The sequence below is a fragment of the Micromonospora zingiberis genome, assembly GCF_004331455.1.
GTDB classification, from domain to species: domain Bacteria; phylum Actinomycetota; class Actinomycetes; order Mycobacteriales; family Micromonosporaceae; genus Micromonospora; species Micromonospora zingiberis.
In genome coordinates this window covers 159,832-175,298 of record NZ_SJJR01000008.1, presented here as the reverse complement: position 1 = coordinate 175,298, position 15,467 = coordinate 159,832, and the positions used below count along the sequence as shown (strand labels likewise).

The 15,467-nt window shown below is 71.0% G+C and carries 15 protein-coding genes; 9 read left to right on the top strand and 6 right to left on the bottom strand.

What is annotated here, in order from left to right:
* Nucleotides 1-40 precede the first annotated feature (40 nt).
* Genes E0H26_RS14460 through E0H26_RS14445 form a run of 4 tightly spaced genes read left to right on the top strand, consistent with a single transcriptional unit; the run spans nucleotide 41 to nucleotide 3,570 of the window.
* Nucleotides 41-583: an RNA polymerase sigma factor gene (locus tag E0H26_RS14460; RefSeq protein WP_240742171.1), complete on the top strand. Its 543-nt coding sequence runs from the start codon at nucleotides 41-43 to the stop codon at nucleotides 581-583.
* The gene (locus E0H26_RS14455; RefSeq protein WP_131304123.1) at nucleotides 567-1,655 is read left to right on the top strand and encodes a hypothetical protein; all 1,089 of its coding nucleotides are present in this window, start codon (nucleotides 567-569) and stop codon (nucleotides 1,653-1,655) included. The genes E0H26_RS14460 and E0H26_RS14455 overlap by 17 nt, the downstream gene beginning before the upstream one ends.
* Nucleotides 1,652-2,725, top strand: a complete 1,074-nt coding sequence (locus tag E0H26_RS14450; RefSeq protein ID WP_240742170.1) for an ABC transporter ATP-binding protein — start codon at nucleotides 1,652-1,654, stop codon at nucleotides 2,723-2,725. Before E0H26_RS14455 ends, E0H26_RS14450 begins: the two co-directional genes overlap by 4 nt.
* On the top strand, nucleotides 2,722-3,570 hold the full coding sequence (locus tag E0H26_RS14445; protein WP_131304122.1) for an ABC transporter permease: 849 nt from the start codon (nucleotides 2,722-2,724) through the stop codon (nucleotides 3,568-3,570). Before E0H26_RS14450 ends, E0H26_RS14445 begins: the two co-directional genes overlap by 4 nt.
* Before the next feature lie 74 nt (nucleotides 3,571-3,644).
* Here E0H26_RS14445 and E0H26_RS14440 read toward each other — a convergent pair whose 3' ends face one another.
* From E0H26_RS14440 to E0H26_RS14420, 5 genes are all read right to left on the bottom strand, one after another.
* Complete coding sequence (locus E0H26_RS14440) at nucleotides 3,645-4,460, bottom strand: SAM-dependent methyltransferase (protein ID WP_131304121.1); 816 nt, start codon at nucleotides 4,458-4,460, stop codon at nucleotides 3,645-3,647.
* Between the two features lie 122 nt (nucleotides 4,461-4,582).
* On the bottom strand, nucleotides 4,583-5,959 hold the full coding sequence (locus E0H26_RS14435; protein ID WP_131304120.1) for a transaminase: 1,377 nt from the start codon (nucleotides 5,957-5,959) through the stop codon (nucleotides 4,583-4,585).
* 86 nt (nucleotides 5,960-6,045) lie between these two features.
* The gene (locus tag E0H26_RS14430; RefSeq protein WP_131304119.1) at nucleotides 6,046-6,603 is read right to left on the bottom strand and encodes a dihydrofolate reductase family protein; all 558 of its coding nucleotides are present in this window, start codon (nucleotides 6,601-6,603) and stop codon (nucleotides 6,046-6,048) included.
* Nucleotides 6,604-6,767: 164 nt separating this feature from the next.
* Complete coding sequence (locus tag E0H26_RS14425; RefSeq protein ID WP_131304118.1) at nucleotides 6,768-9,236, bottom strand: M14 family zinc carboxypeptidase; 2,469 nt, start codon at nucleotides 9,234-9,236, stop codon at nucleotides 6,768-6,770.
* A gap of 166 nt (nucleotides 9,237-9,402) precedes the next feature.
* Nucleotides 9,403-11,004, bottom strand: coding sequence for a DHA2 family efflux MFS transporter permease subunit (locus tag E0H26_RS14420; protein WP_131304117.1), 1,602 nt, complete (start codon nucleotides 11,002-11,004; stop codon nucleotides 9,403-9,405).
* A gap of 164 nt (nucleotides 11,005-11,168) precedes the next feature.
* On the opposite strand from E0H26_RS14420, the gene E0H26_RS14415 reads away from it, so the two are divergent.
* From E0H26_RS14415 to E0H26_RS14395, 5 genes are all read left to right on the top strand, one after another.
* Complete coding sequence (locus tag E0H26_RS14415; protein WP_131304116.1) at nucleotides 11,169-11,357, top strand: hypothetical protein; 189 nt, start codon at nucleotides 11,169-11,171, stop codon at nucleotides 11,355-11,357.
* 210 nt (nucleotides 11,358-11,567) lie between these two features.
* A complete protein-coding gene (locus tag E0H26_RS14410) occupies nucleotides 11,568-12,344 on the top strand; it encodes a carbohydrate-binding protein (protein ID WP_131304115.1) in 777 nt (258 codons plus the stop codon).
* Between the two features lie 10 nt (nucleotides 12,345-12,354).
* Nucleotides 12,355-13,542 carry a sensor histidine kinase gene (locus E0H26_RS14405; RefSeq protein ID WP_131304114.1) on the top strand — a complete coding sequence of 396 codons (1,188 nt, stop codon included), beginning with the start codon at nucleotides 12,355-12,357 and terminating at the stop codon, nucleotides 13,540-13,542.
* 4 nt (nucleotides 13,543-13,546) lie between these two features.
* On the top strand, nucleotides 13,547-14,215 hold the full coding sequence (locus tag E0H26_RS14400) for a response regulator (RefSeq protein ID WP_206025118.1): 669 nt from the start codon (nucleotides 13,547-13,549) through the stop codon (nucleotides 14,213-14,215).
* Between the two features lie 92 nt (nucleotides 14,216-14,307).
* Complete coding sequence (locus tag E0H26_RS14395; protein ID WP_131304113.1) at nucleotides 14,308-14,826, top strand: response regulator; 519 nt, start codon at nucleotides 14,308-14,310, stop codon at nucleotides 14,824-14,826.
* Here the strand turns inward: E0H26_RS14395 and E0H26_RS14390 are convergent.
* Nucleotides 14,821-15,375, bottom strand: coding sequence for a sigma-70 family RNA polymerase sigma factor (locus E0H26_RS14390; protein ID WP_240742169.1), 555 nt, complete (start codon nucleotides 15,373-15,375; stop codon nucleotides 14,821-14,823). The genes E0H26_RS14395 and E0H26_RS14390 overlap by 6 nt on opposite strands.
* Between the last annotated feature and the right edge of the window lie 92 nt (nucleotides 15,376-15,467).

Genomic DNA, 15,467 nt, shown 5'->3' with positions numbered 1-15,467 from the left:
GCCGGTCCGGCTCGGGCGGGACAGGTCCGCAGGTCGAACGGTGCGGAGGGAGGCCGTGGTGGTCGGGTCGACCCCGGCCGGACGGGAAGGCGTCCGCGCCGACCTCGAACAGGTCTTCCGTACCACCTATCCCCGGGTCGTCGGGGTCGCCGCCCGGGTGCTCGGCTCCCGCGCCGAGGCCGAGGACGTGGCGCAGGAGGTGTTCCTCGCCTTCGGGCGCTCCTCGGTGCCGGCGGGGCAGGCGGTCGGCTGGTTGTCGGTCGCCGCGGCGCACACCGCGCTGAACCAGGTCCGGTCCCGCCGTCGACGCGCCGCCCGCGAGCAGGTCGCCGGTGACCTGGACGCGGTCTGTCCGGACGTCGCGGACACGGTGGTGACCCGCGACGAACGTCGGCGGGTGCGGGCGGCGCTGGCCCGGCTGCCCCGCCGCCAGGCCGTCGCCCTCCTGCTCCGGCACAGCGGCCTCAGCTACGCCGAGGTCGCGGCCGCTCTCGATCTTTCCCCCGGCAGCGTCGGCACCACCGTACGCCGCGCCGAGTCCGCCCTACGCGAGGAGTTGAACCGTCATGCGTCATCCGACTGACGGCACGCTACGCCGGCTGCTGGACGAGCCGGCCGGGGTCGCCGACGCCGACCGCGAGCACGTCGCACGGTGCCCGGTCTGCCTGTCCGGGCTGGCCGCCGCCCGACAGGACGCGGCGATCACCGGCGCGGCGTTGGACGTGCGACCGGACGTCGACGTGGAGGCGGGCTGGCAGCGCCTGCACCGTACGGTCGGCAGCACCGCCCACCGGCGGGCACCCGCCGCCGCCCGGGCACCCCGCTGGCGGGCCGCGCTGCGCAGTCCGGTGGTCGCCGCCGTCGCCGTGCTCGCGCTGCTGGCCGGGGCCAGCGCCGCGGCGGCCGGGAACTGGTTGCAGATCTTCCACACCGAGCGGATCGCCCCGGTCACGCTCCCCCAGGCCGACCTGGTCGCGCTGCCCGACCTGTCGGCGTACGGCGAGGTGAAGATGACCGAGCGGGCCAACGTACGTGAGGTCGCCGACGCCGCCGAGGCGGAGCGGGTCAGTGGGCTGACCCTGCCCCGGGTGGCTCAGCTGCCCCGCGGTGTGAGGGGCGAACCGACGTTCCAGGTCGGCGACCGGACCAGCGCGGAGTTCACCTTCTCGGTCGACAAGGCGAGGCAGACGGCCGAGGCGGCGGGCAAACCGCTGCCGGAGCCACCGGCCGGTCTCGATGGCAGCCAGTTCCGGTTGAGCGCCGGCCCCGGAGTCGCCGCGGTGTGGTCGGCCGGGCGCGAGGTGCCGAACCTGATCGTGGCCCGGATGGCCGCACCGACCGTCTACTCCTCGGGCGTCGAGTTCGCCACGGCCCGCGACTACCTGCTCTCCCTGCCGGGTCTGCCGGAGAACGTCGCGTCGCAGCTGCGGCACTACACCGGGGACGGGGCGACGCTGCCGCTGCCGGTGAACGCCCGGTACCTGACCGCCGCCACCGCCGACGTCCACGGGTCGCCGGCCACCGTGCTGACCTCGCGGGACGGCGTACTGGCCGGGGTGGTCTGGGTGCAGGGTGGGACGGTCACCGCGGTGGCCGGGCCGCTGAGCGCTGACGAGGTGCTGTCGGTGGCGCGCGGACTGCGGTGGAACCGATGACCGGCCCCACGACCGAACGGGGCGGTGCGGCCCCTGGGCAGGGCGGCGCAGCCCCGGACCACGGCGGCACGGCCATCGGGCACGGCGGCACGGGGCCTGAGCGGGATGGCGGGGTCGGCCCCGACGCGGCGGCGCGGCTGCTCGCCGAACTGCCGCCGGCGCCGGCGGCGTGGTGCTCGGGCCTGCGCAAGCGGTACCGGCGGCGCAGCGCGGTGGACGGTGTGTCCTTCACCGTCGACCGCGGCGAGGTGGTGGGTCTGCTCGGCCCCAACGGTGCCGGCAAGACCACCGTCATCAAGATGCTGCTCGGCCTGGTCCGGCCCGACGCGGGCGAGGTGCTGCTGCTCGGACGACCGGCGAGCGACCCGCGTTCCCGGGCCCGCGTCGGATACCTGCCGGAGCTGTTCCGGTACCAGCCGTGGCTGACCGCGGCAGAGGTGCTCGCCCTACACGTCCGGCTCGCCGGCACCGCCGTACCCGCGCACGAGCGACGGGAGTGTCTGGCCGCCGTCAGCCTGGCCGACCGGGCCGACGATCGGGTGGGCGGCTTCTCCAAGGGCATGCAGCAGCGCCTCGGGCTGGCCGTAGCGCTGGTGGCCCGCCCGGAACTCGTCGTGCTCGACGAGCCGACCAGCGCCCTGGATCCGCTCGGCCGGGCCGACGTACGGGACCTGCTGCTCTCCCTCAAGGCCCGGGGCGTCGCGGTGCTGCTCAACTCGCACCTCATCGGTGAGGTGGAACGGGTCTGTGACCGGGTGGTCATCCTGGACAAGGGGCAGGTGGCCGCCGCCGGCACCCTCGCCGAACTGCTCGGCCGACGGGAGCTGCGACTGCGGCTCGACGGGGTGGACGAGCGGGCCCACGACCGGCTGGCCGCCGCCGGCCCGCTCACCCAGGAGGGAAACCTGTTCACCGTCACGCTGCCGACCGAACCAGAGCCGACATGCGTGCCGGACCTGGTGACCGATCTGGTCGGCCTCGGGGTACGCGTACATGCCGTCGAGCCGGCGCGGGTCAGTCTCGAGGAGCGGCTGCTGGCCATCCTGCGTACCGGAGGTGACCGGCGATGACCGTCCGGACCGTGCTCACGGTCGCCGCGCTCACCCTGCAGGAGGCCGCGCGGCGGCGGGTGTTGCGCTCGCTCGGCGTACTGACGATCGTGCTGCTCGCGCTCAGTGCCTGGGGGTTCTCCCGGATCGACGCCGAGTTCGGCGGGCTCACCAGCGGCGAGGCCCGGCTGGTCGCGGCCCTGGTGCTCAACCTGGTGATGTTCGGCCTGAGCCTGATCGCCGCACTCGGTACGGCGTTCCTCGCCGGTCCGACCCTGGCCGGCGACATCGAGTCCGGGGCGGCGCTGGCGATCCTGGCCCGGCCGGTGCGCCGCTTCGCGGTGCTGCTCGGCAAGTGGGCGGGACTGGTGGTCTTCGGCGCCGGTTTCGTCACCGTGGCCGGCCTGGCTCAGCTGCTGGTCGTCCGGGTCACCGTGGGCTACTGGCCGCCCGGGCCGGTGACCGGTCTGGCGCTGCTCGCCGCGCAGACCATCGTGCTGCTCACCCTCGGTCTGCTGCTCTCCAGCATCAGCTCACCGATGGCCTCGGGGGTGGTGGCCGTCGGCCTGTTCGGGGCCACCTGGATCGCGGGCGTGGTGGGCGCGTTCGGCACCGCCCTCGACAACGAGGGCGTGGCCCGGGTGGGCACCGTGTCCCGGATGCTGCTGCCGACCGACGGGCTGTGGCGCGGTGCCATGAACGCCTTTCAGGACCCGACCGTGTTGATGCAGTTCGGTCCGGCCATGCAGGGCCACCCGTTCCTCAGTGATGCCTCACTGACCGGCACCTACCTCGCCTGGGCGGGCCTCTGGATCACGCTCGTCCTCGCCCTGACCGCCCTCCTCTTCCGCCGCCGCGACCTCTGAGAAAATCGCCCCGGATCGTAGTGCGAAAGTGCCCCCGGAAGGGCGTTTTCGTACCAAGATCCGGGGCGACAGCCTTACGGTTTGCGGCCGACCGCGCAGTACTGGTCGATCTCCGCTGGCTCGGTGTCCGTGCCGTCGGGACGCCAGCGGGTGACCGAGACGACGCCGGGCTCGACCAGTTCCAGGCCGTCGAAGAGGGCCGCGATCCGCTCAGGGCTGCGCAGGTGGTACTTGGGGTTGGCGGAGATGTTCCAGATCCGCACCGCCTCGGTGACCGCCTCGCTGGTGTCGCTGCCGTCGTACATCGCCAGGTAGCTGCCCGACGGCAGCTCGGCCATGATGCTGTCGATGATCGACTTGGCTTCCTCGTCGGACTCGACGTGGCCGAGGATGCCCATCAGGATGAGCGCGACGGGCTGGGTCAGGTCCAGCGTCCGCGCCGCCTCCCGGAGGATGGTCTTCGGGTCCCGCAGGTCCGCGTCGACGTAGTCGGTGGCGCCCTCGGGGGTGCCCACCAGCAGCGCCCGGGCGTGCGTCAGCACCAGCGGGTCGTTGTCGACGTACACGATGCGGGCCTGCGGGTTGACCGACTGGGCCACCTCGTGGGTGTTGTCGGCGGTGGGCAGGCCGGTGCCGATGTCGAGGAACTGCCGGATGCCGGCCGTACCGGCCAGGTAACGCACCGCCCGGGTGAGATAGGCCCGGGAGAGCCGGGCGTTCTCCGCCAGATGCGGCAGGTTCGAGATGATCTGGTCGCCGACCTGCCGGTCGGCGGCGAAGTTGTCCTTGCCGCCGAGCAGGTAGTTCCAGATCCGGGCCGTCTGCGGGACGCCAGTGTCCAACTTGGGCCTGTTCTGTTCGCCGCCCGCCACGGCCGTACCGTCCACCACGATCGCACCTCAGTCTCGTTTGGACCATCGAGCTTCTGGGTGGCAGCTTAGAGCGTCGGACCTGACCGAGCGCTCAGCGGTCCGGTGGCGTGTCACGGCGCGGCGCGGCCTCGGCGGGCGTCTCAGGCCAGCAGCTCGCCGAGGGCGGCGGCGAAGACCTCGTGGTGCCGGGCGACGTCCGTGACGGTGGTCTGCGGGCACATCAGGGCCATGTTGTGGAACGGGGTCATCAGGATGCCCCGGTTGCTCAGGTAGACGTGCAGGTAGTCCTCCAGTACGGGATCGGCCCGCTGCGCCGACTCGGTGCCGGTACGGGGTGCCGGAGCGGCGAAGCGGTACTCCACCCGCGCGCCCAACTGGCTGACCGACCAGGGCAGCGCGTACTGCTCGATGATGGCGCGTACGCCCGTGGCGAAGGCGGTGGCCACCTCGATCATGCCGGCGAACGCCTCGTCGGTGAGCACCTGCTCAAGGGTGGCTCGGGTGGCCGCGATCGACACCGGATTGCCGGCGAGGGTGCCGCCGACGCCGCCCATGTCGACCAGGTCGAGATCCGCCCGACCGGCCAGTGCGGCGGCCAGCTCGGCGGAGAGGCCGTACGCGCCGACCGGGATCCCGCCGCCGATGGCCTTGCCGATGGTGACCACGTCCGGGGTCAGGCCCCAGGCGGCGGTCGCGCCGCCCGGCCCGGCGGAGAAGGTGTGCGTCTCGTCGTTGATCAGGTAGGTGCCGTGCTGCCGGGTGAGCGCGCGTACGCCGTCGAGGTAGCCGGGTTCGGGCAGGACGATGCCGATGTTGGTCAGCGCCGGTTCCATCAGCACGGCGGCCACGTCGCCGTGGGCGAGTTCGCGGGCCAGCCCGTCGAGGTCGTTGAACTCGGCGACCCGGCTGGTGCTGGTCACGTCGTAGGGCGCCCCGACGTTCCCGGGGCGGCTTCGTGGGCGGCCGTCCGGCCCGACCACGATCAGCGATTCGTCGACCGAGCCGTGGTAGCAGTAGCTGTTGACCAGGATGCGGTCCCGGCCGGTGACGGCGCGCAGCAGTCGGATCGCCCACCGGTTGGCGTCGGTGGCGGTGAGCGTGAAGCTCCAGGCGGGCAGTCCGAAGCGCCGGCTCAACTCGGCGCCGACCGTCGCCGCCTCCTCGGTGGGCAGCATGGTGGTCGCGCCACCGAGTTCGGCCAGGCGTCGGGTGACCGCGGCGACCACCGGAGCCGGTGAGTGGCCGGCCATCGCCCCGGTGTCGCCGAGGCAGAAGTCGAGGTACTCGTTGCCGTCGATGTCGGTGAGGCGGGCGCCGTGCGCCCGGTCGACGTACACCGGGAAGCCGGCGGCGTTCTTGTTCATCCAGGTCATCGGCACCTTGCCGAACAGGTGCGCGGCACCGGCGTACGCGGCGGCGGAGCGGGGGTTGCGCTCGGCGAAGGTGGCCCGCTCCCGCTCCAGCAGCCGTTGCAGGCGTGCCCGGTCAACCCCGTCAGCTTCGAAATCCGTCGACATCGCGCGACAGTACCAACGATATGAGCGCTCGACCAGACTCCGCGCGACTGATTCCCGCTGTCCAGGGTGCTCGTCGCCCGGCCCGATCAGCGCAGCACGTCGTACACCGCCAGCTGCACGCCGTTGCGGTACGTGGCGTGCTCGGCCAGCGTCAGCCGCTGCTTGTCGGCGACCTCCGTGGCGAACAGCCGTCGCCCACCGCCGAGCAGGAGCGGGAAGACGAGCAGGTGGTACCGGTCGACCAGGCCGGCGGCGGCGAGGCCCTGGGCGAGGGTCGCGCTGCCGTGCACCAGGATCGGGCCGCCCTCGCCCTGCTTGAGTTCGGCGACCTCGTCCAGCGAACGCAGCACGGTGGTGTTGTGCCACTGCGGGTCGGTGAGCGTGGTCGACACCACGTACTTCGGCATCGCGTTGTACTCGGCGAACTCCTCCATCGTCGGCCAGACCGGCGCGAACTCGTCGTAGCTGACCCGGCCGATCAGCATCGCGCCCGCCTCCTGCTGCTCGCGTCCCTTGATGTCGTACGCGGCCTCGTCCATCTGCACGTCCTTGAACGTCCAGCCGGCGTGCGGGTAGCTGCCCCCGCCGGGCGAGTCGATCACGCCGTCGAGGGACATGAACTCGGTGACGATCAGCGAACGCATCTGGGTCTCCTTCATCAGCCATCGGTGGTGCCTCCACCAGAACGTCGAACGAGGCGGACCGGATTCGACAACTCGGGCCTGAGAAATTTCGACCGTCCGACGGGCGGTGCCCCGCCGGTACGGAGAACCGCACCGACGGGGCACCGCAACCGCAGAGCCGACGACTAGTTGTCGATCGTGATGGTCGCCTTGCGGAAGTTGTTACGCGTGTCGCTCTTCGACGGGTCGTAGTTCTGCTCGATGTTGCCCGCCGTGTCGACCGAGAACCAGTGGAACGTGGTCGTCTCGGTCACGTGGAACACCTCGCCGGGCTCACGGAACTCGGTCGCCTTGTAGCGCGGCGAGTCGAGCGTCGGCCGGCTGCCGTCGGTGGTGTAGTAGATGCTCACCGGCTCGTCGGCCTCGAACCGGACGTCGACCGGCCCGGGGTAGGTCCCGCCGCCCGGCACCAGCTTGGAGGTGGGCTTCTTGTTGTCCTTGCCCCACTCGGCCGCGATCCGGAACATCTCCATGATCCCGTTGGCGTACTCCATCGTCTCGGCGTGCCCGCTGACCAGCGCCGGGTTGCCGATCCACGGCGGCTGGAACGAGCCGCCCTGCCAGTTGCCGGTCGTCGGGTTGTAGACCGAGCCACCGACCTCCCACCCGAAGGCGTAGATCCCGTACGTGTGGTACAGGTCCTCCCGCACGTTGCCGGCCGACGAGTAGAGCACGTCGGACGAGCCACCCACGTTCTCGGGCGTCACCACGGTCTCCCGGTGCGCCTTCACCTGGGACAGGATCCGGGAGGCCGACTGCCAGTAGAACAGCTCGTCGCGCAGCGGCGGCCGGGGCGTGGTGACCCGCCCGTTGGCGACGTAGGCGCCCGGCTGCCAGAACAGCTGGCCACCGTTGGAGTGCACCGACATGAAGAACTTGATGTTCGAGTACGTCTCGGCGAGCCAGACGATGTTCTTCGCCTCCGGCTCCGACAGCTTCTCCGGGCCCTGGTAGGTGTCGCTGACGCAGCTGAACGAGCCACCCGCGTAGCCGTCCTGGGCGGAGCCCACCCGGTAGTTGCGGTTCAGGTCGACGCCCCAGGCGTTGCGCCGGGCCGGATCGGCGTTGTCGTCCGCACAGTGGTTGGTCAGGTTACGACGCTGCGAGGCGAAGTTGTAGAAGCTGTAGTTCGCCCCGTCCGGGTTGTTGGTCGGGATGAGGAAGATGTCGGTGTTGTCGACGATCTTCTTCGTCTCCCAATCCGTCTTGTAGTTGTGCACGAGCCGCTCGGCGGTCTCCAGCGTGGTCGTCGCCGGCACCCACTCGCGGGCGTGGTCCTGGGCCTGGATCAGCACGCCCGGGTTGCGCCCGTCGCGGTGCTTGCCGATCCGCAGCGCGCGGATGGTGTTCGGGCCGCGCGGCACCTCACCGTCGGGCGCACCGACGCGCTTCTGGTCGAGGAAGTCGGTCAGCGCCACCGGAGCCGACGCCTGCACGATGCCGGTACCGGCGTTGGTGCGGTACGGGTGCGCCCGGTCGATCAGCCCACCCGACTGCGTCTTGAGCGCCTGCGCGACCTGCGCCGCGGTGCTCGCGAGCGCCCCGGCGGCGTTCTTGGCGAGCAGGACCCGCACGGCGTTGCCGTTGACCTCGACCGCCAGCGGCAGGTCGGCGCCCGGTCGGTTGACGAACTCGACGCTGATGTCGTTGCCACCCTCGTGGCCCCAGGCCGCGGAGCTGACCACGACCGCCGCCTGTCCGGTGCCGCCGATGGTGGCCTGCGCCTTACGCTGGTACCCGTTCGTCTGGTACGGCAGGTAGACGATCTCGGCGATCTTCGGGTACTCGCGGGCGATCTCCTCGATCCGGTCGTGCAGCTGCTGGGGGTGCTTGTAGCCGTCGACGAAGTCCCACTTGTAACCCGGGTTCGCGGTGAGCGGCGGCGCGCCGTCCTCCAGCCAGTTCGACACCGGGCCGGTGGTGACACCGCCGGTCGAGCTGGTGACCCGGATCTGGCTCGGACGGGTGTCGAGCTTGAACAGGTTCCGGTGGAACATGTACTGGCCGGAGTCGACGAACCGGCTCATCGTCCGGGCGAAGGCGAAGTCGCTGCCCGGGCCCGAGTCGTTCTCCAACTGCATGGTGACCACCGGGCTCGTCTGCTGCCCCTGGGTGGTCCGCGCCTCGACGTAGAGGAAACCCTGGCCCTTGGTGGTGAACCAGTCGGCGCGGGCGATGCGTACCGTCGCCTCGTGACTGAAGGTCTGGGCGGACCGCGCGCTGACCGACTGGAGACCGCCGTCGGCCTCGTCGCTCCAGGTGAAGCTCTCGTGATCGGCGAGGATCTCGACGCCCATCGCCTCAAGTTCCGCGCGCTGCTCGGCCGTCACCACGGCCTCACCCTCGATGCCGGTCGGCACCCGCTTGAGGCCGTGTTCCAGGTCGAAGCCGGCGGCCAGGACCTGGTCCAGCATGTCCGCACCGCTCAGGTGGACCCGGACCAGGTTTATCTGGTCCGGGTTCTCCAGGTGTGACCGGCCGGACTCGGCCGTCGGGCCCGTGGTTTCCGCGCCTGCTGGCCCGCTCGCCAGCAGGAAGCTCCCCACCAGAACGGGCAGTACGAGAAGAGCTATGCGTTGTCGGGTGCGCCGCATCCTTCCCTCCTTCTGCTTGTGGCATGTGTGGGGAGAAGCTATCGGCGCCAATCGAATTCAACGGTCCCTGACGTGCCCAGTTGACCGAATCTTGAGCTTCGGCGCGGACCCGCACAGACGCCGACGGGGCCGCCGGAGGATTCCGGCGGCCCCGTCGCACCCGATGTCAGTGGATGACGACCGGCGTCTTCGGCTGGTCGCCGGGCTGGTCGTCGAGCAGGTGTGAGCGCTCGCGCCGGCGCGGCAGGAACGCCGCCGGGATGAGCGTCAACAGCACCAGCCCGAACGCCACCCAGAAGGTCGTGGCGAAGGCGTTGGCGGCGAAGTCGAGGCCACGCTCGATGACCGACGGGTCGACCGGGAACTGCTCAACCAGCTCCGGTCGTTGCTGCGACGCGATGGCCAGGCCGGCCTCGCTGACCGGATTGCCGTTCGGGTCGGTCACGCCCGGGATCGGACGGGACCCGTTCAGCTCGTTGGTGAGGATCACCGACATCAACGCGGCGCCGACGGAACCGCCGATCTGCTGGAGGATGTTGAGCAGGGTGGAGCCGCGGGCCACCTCGTGCCCGGTCAGCGTTCGCAGCGCCGAGGTCATCACCGGCATCATGGTGCCGCCCATGCCCATCCCCATCACGAACAGCGAGCCGCAGAGCAGCAGGTAGGAGCTGTTCGCGTCGACCTGAGTGAAGGTGGCGAAGCCGGCGATGATCAGCAGTAGCGCGAACGGCACCGTCCGGCCGACCGGCACCTTGTCGGCCAGCATGCCGGCGATCGGCATGGTCAGCATCGCGCCGATGCCCTGCGGCGCGATCAGCAGGCCCGCCGCCAGGGTCGACTCGCCGCGTACCTGGAGGAAGTAGCTCGGGAACAGCAGCCCGGCGCCCATGAAGGCGATGATGAAGACGAACATCGTCACCGCCGCGACGGTCAACCGACGGTTACGGAACAGCCGCAGGTCCAGCAGCGGATGCCGGGGCCGGAACGAGTAGACGACGAACGAGACCACCAGCGCCGCACCGATCAGCATGGGTGCCCATACCCCGGCGTCGGCGAAGGTGCCGACCTCGGGCAGCGACGAGACGCCGTACAGGAACAGGGCGAGGCCCGGCGAGAGCATCAGCATGCCGACGAAGTCGAACGACTCCGACGGTTCGGGGTTGTCCTTCGGCAGCGCCACCTGCGCGTAGGCGAGGGCCACCAGACCGATCGGCAGGTTGATCAGGAAGATCCAGTGCCAGCTGGCCACGTCGATCAGCCAGCCGCCGAGGATCGGGCCACCGATCGGGCCGAGCAGCATCGGAATGCCGAGCACGGCCATCAACCGGCCGATCCGGTGCGGTCCGGCGGCCCGCGTCATGATCGTCATGCCGAGCGGCATGAGCATTCCACCGCCGAGACCCTGTAGCACCCGGTAGGCGATCAACTGCCCGATGCTGTCGGCGGTGGCGCAGAGTCCGGAGCCGATGGTGAACAGGGCCAACGCCAACATGTAGAGGCGTTTCGTACCGAACCGGTCCGCCGCCCACCCGGCGAGCGGAATGACCGTGGCCAGCGCGAGGGTGTAGCCGGTCATGGTCCAGGCCACCCGGGCGTACGACGCGTCGAACTCGCTCTGGAAGGTCGGCAGCGCGACGGTGACGACCGTCACATCGAGAATCGACATGATCGCGCCGAGCACGACGACGCCCGCCACCTTGAGAACCGTGGCGTCGAGCTTGTCCGACGTCGGGACAGGCTGTGACGCCGCGACCGATTGCTGTGTCACGAGGTCTCCTGAATCAAAAGGTGCCCGGTGTCCGCAGAGGGCTTACTGGCGGCCCCAGCCGGCAAAGGCGGGCATGACCAAATGGGCACGAACCCGCAGCGCAGATTAGCCTGCGCCACAGACGAAACGCCGTTGGATTAACGGTCGGCAGACAAACACGTCACGTGTTCCTGATCACTGATGGGACCCGCCCGATCGATACCGACCGCAGCCTCCCGCATCCGGTACGCGATCAAACGGCGACGGAGACGAATATGCGCATCGATTTCCGCGCGGCGCGCGTTGTGCCCGGTTGCGGCGGCGAACTGCCCGAGCCGGGCACCGATCAGGATGCCCGCCGCACCCTCCGGTAGGGGCGGCACCTGCACGGATCACGGTCACCTGCCGGCGTCCGACTGCCCGGCGTCGGTCGCCGGATGACCACATCGGGCGACATCCGGACAGCCGCAACGCCGCTTCCGTCCTGGATCAGGCCGGCCAGCGTTGTCTGTGCACATACCCGGTGTGTACGGTGGGCGCGTCACGCTCAGGGTTCATGGCTCATTCCGTGGGGGAATCGAACGGTGCCCAACGAAGCAGGGTCCCCGGACGCCGATCCGATCCCGCGCATCCTCGGTAGTGCACCCCGGCCGGACCGTTCGAGCCGCACCCGGCAATGGGTGGGTATCGGCACGTTGACCGGCGCTATCGCCCTGGCCGCGATCGCGGTCCCGCCGTTGCTGGCCTCCACCGAGTCACCGCCGGTCAGCTCCCCGGAGACGGTGGCCACCCCCGTCGCGACGAGCGCACCGACGGAGCCGGCAGCATCGGCCCCGGGCGAGTCTCCGAGCCCGACGCCGAGCCCTGAGCGCACCGCACCGGCCGCCGGTCCGACGCCCAGCCCGTCGACCAGGACGGCGGCACCGGCCCCGCCGCCGACCACCTCGGCGGCCTCGCCGTCGGCCACCAGCAGCCGGTCCACCGCACCACCGTCGCTGCGCCCGGTCAGTGTGGAGGCCGAGGACCCCGGCAACGTGCTCGGCGAAGGTGCCGGCATCGTGGCCTGCTCCGCCTGCGCGGGTGGCGCCCGGGTGCGCTATCTCGGCACGCTCAGCGTGTACCTGACCAATCCGACCGCTGGTCCGCGTACCGTCACCGTCGCCTACACGGTCGACGGCAGCCGTGAACTCAAGATCTCCATCAACGGCGCCGCGCCGACCAACCATTTCCTCACCGGCACCGCCTGGGACACCCCGCGCACCTTCCGGTACACCACCACGGTGCCGGCCGGGCGCGTCAGCTTCACCTTTTACAACGACACCGGCCCCAGCCCGGACATTGACAAGATCACAATAAGCTGACCGCGACCGGATGAACCGTTTCGTCGCCTACGTCGCGCTGTGCCGAGCCCTCCTGCTCGGCAGGCTGGCGCTCACGGTGGCCGCCGTCGGCGTCGGCATCCAGCTCGTCGACGACACCTGGCGTGCGGTCGGCACCCTGGTCGTCATCGCCGTCGCCACCGCCGTTCAGGTCACCGTGCTGAGCCGGTGGCCGACCGTGATCCGCTGGCGGTTGGGCTTCCTGGCCGTCGACGCCGCCCTGATGCTCGCGGTACTGATGGTGAGCCAGGGTAACGTCGCCTTCTTCTGCTACGCCGCCGGCTTCGCGGCCCTCACCGGCGCCCTGCTGGGCACCCGCGCGCTACCACTCTGGATCGCCAACGCCGGGCTCGGGCTGGCCGTGGCGACCCAACTGTTGCGCATCGACGGCACGGCCGACTCCGTCGCCGCCCCGTTCCTCCTCGCCTTCCCGATGATCGACGTCGTCTGCGGGTACGGCGCCGCCGTGGTGACCGGCGCCCTGGCCCGCTACCTCGACGCCACCGTCGCGGCGGTGGCCAGCGCCCACCACTCCGCGGCGGCCTCCGAGCGGGCCCGGCTGGCCCGCGAGCTGCACGACTCGGTCGCCAAGACGCTGCGCGGGGTCTCCTTCGCCGCCGTCGCGCTGCCCACCCTGCTACGTCGCCATCCGCAGCTGGCCGAGGAACTCGCCAGCACCGTGTCGGCCGGCGCGGACACCGCCATCAGGGAGGCCCGCGAACTGCTCTCCGGACTCCGCCGCGACGCGTTGGACCGGCCGTTCCCCGACTACCTGCGACAGGCGTGCCAGACCTGGTCGGAACGGACCGGCGTACCGGTGCGTCTCAACCTGGCCGCCGTCGAGCCGGCGCCGGCGGTCCGCTACGAACTGGCGCGGATCACCGACGAGGCGCTGGAGAACGTGCTCCGACACGCGGACGCGACCCTGGTCCAGGTCGGACTGTACGAACGGGAGGGACACGCAGTGATCACGATCACGGACGACGGTGCCGGTTTCAGCCTTCCCGGCGAGCTGACCGCGCTGTCCACCACGGGTAGCTTCGGCATCATCGGAATGACCGAACGCGCCCAGGCCGTCGGCGGCATGTTGCGCCTGGACTCGCACCCCGGCGCGGGCACCACGGTGACCGCCCGGGTGCCCCTCCCGACCGGCGCGATCGCGGCCACCCCGGGTGGGTGACAGCGTGATCGAAGTGCTGATCGTCGACGACAATCCGATCGTCCGGATGGCGCTTCGCGGCTTCCTCGCCGGCGCCGAGGACGTCACCGTGGTCGGTGAGGCGCCGGACGGGCGCACCGCGTTGGCCACGGCGCAGCGGCTCCGCCCGGACGTGACCCTGCTCGACCACCGGATGCCGATCGCCGACGGGCTCAGCGTGGTCGGCGAACTCACCGAGCACTCCCGGGTGCTCGTGCTGACCAGCGACGACGCCGACGAGCTGATCGCCGGGATGCTGCGGGGCGGTGCGCGCGGCTACCTGGTCCACGGTGAGTTCGATCCGGCGGAGCTGCTGCGCGCGGTGCGGGCCGTGGCCGCCGGACAGGGTTGGCTCTCGCCGCGCAGCGCGTCGGTCACCATCTCCGCCCTACGCGAACAGGCCGCCCGCGAACAGCAGGACGCGCATCGGGCGGAAAATGCCCGGGCCACCCGCGAGGGGTTCGGCCTGACCCGGCGCGAGCAGGAGGTGATGGCGTTGCTGTGTGCCGGGCATTCGAACGCGAAGATCGCCCGCCGGCTGCTGCTGACCGAGAAGACCGTGAAGAACCACCTGGCGAACATCTTCACCAAACTCCAGGCGCGTAACCGCACCGAGGCGGTGGTGCGGTGGACCGGCCGGCAGGAACCCGGCTGAGGTTTCCCATCTGACACGTCTGCGGCTGAACGCCGGGCCCCGCGCGGTCGTTGTAGTGACGACGGGCCCTCCCCGCCCGCCATCACCGCCGGATGGGAGTAGCCATCAGCGACGCCAGCGGGCCGCCGAACCGCCACAACTTGGTGCCGACCGACGGCGAGGTCGAGCTGGTCACCGTGTTGATCGTCCACCCCCGGCCGGTCGAACGGGCCGCCCTGCGCGCCGTGCTCCACGCCGACGACCGGATCCGGGTCGTCGCGCTGACCGGTGACGGCGACCGGGCGGTGGACCTGGCACGCCGGCTGCGACCCGCCGTGACCCTGCTGGACGATCACCTCGCCGCACCGGGCGACGGAGAACTGGTCCGCGCCCTGGCCCGAGAGTCACGGGTGCTCATGCTGACCGCGGCCACCGAGCGCCGGGCGATAACCGCGCTGCTGCGCGCCCCCGTACGCGGCTGCCTGGTGTACGGCCAGTTCGACGCCGCCGACCTGCACGGCGCCGTCTGCGCGGTCGCCGCTGGTCTGGGCTGGCTGTCGCCGGTGGCGGTGGCCGCCGCCAGCTGGGAGCTGCGGAGCGGGCGGGCCGCGGCGGCCACCCAGAGGTCATGACACCAGTTCGTCGACCTTGTCGAGGAATCCCCGGGCGGCCCGCAGGGCGTAGAACGACCGGGACCGGACCGTCCCCTCCGGAATCCCGATCCGGCTGGCCGCCTCGGCGACCGAGGCGCCGCCGTAGTAGAGCTCGACCAGCACGGCCCGGTGCTCGGCAGTGAGCTGGCTGAGCGCGTCGGTCAGCGCGTACCGGTCCACGATCTCCTCGAACGCGTTGTCCGGCGACGGCATCCACGCCACGTCCACCCCGTAGATCTCCGTCGGCCGGGCGGCGCGGGCCCGAGCGGCGTCGATCGCCAGGTGCCGGGCCACGATGAACAACCACCGGCGTACGGTGTCCGCGTCGACCGGCAACTCCTCCAGCCGACGCCAGGCCCGCAGCATGGTCTCCTGGAGCAGGTCTTCGGCCAGTTCACGCTGCCCCCGGGTCAGCCGGAGCAGGAAGTGGTAGAGCGGCTGGGCGTTGGCGGTGAAAATGCCCCGCATCCGGCGTACGCCGTCGGTGTCGATCCCGGCGCTTCGGGTCGGATGCACGTCGGTGTCCACGGCTGCTCGCTTCCTGCGGGCTCGGTGATCTACGGTGCATCGGACGCTAGCCACCGGAGGAGCCGGGACGCCTGAGGCGAAGGGCCCAGGAC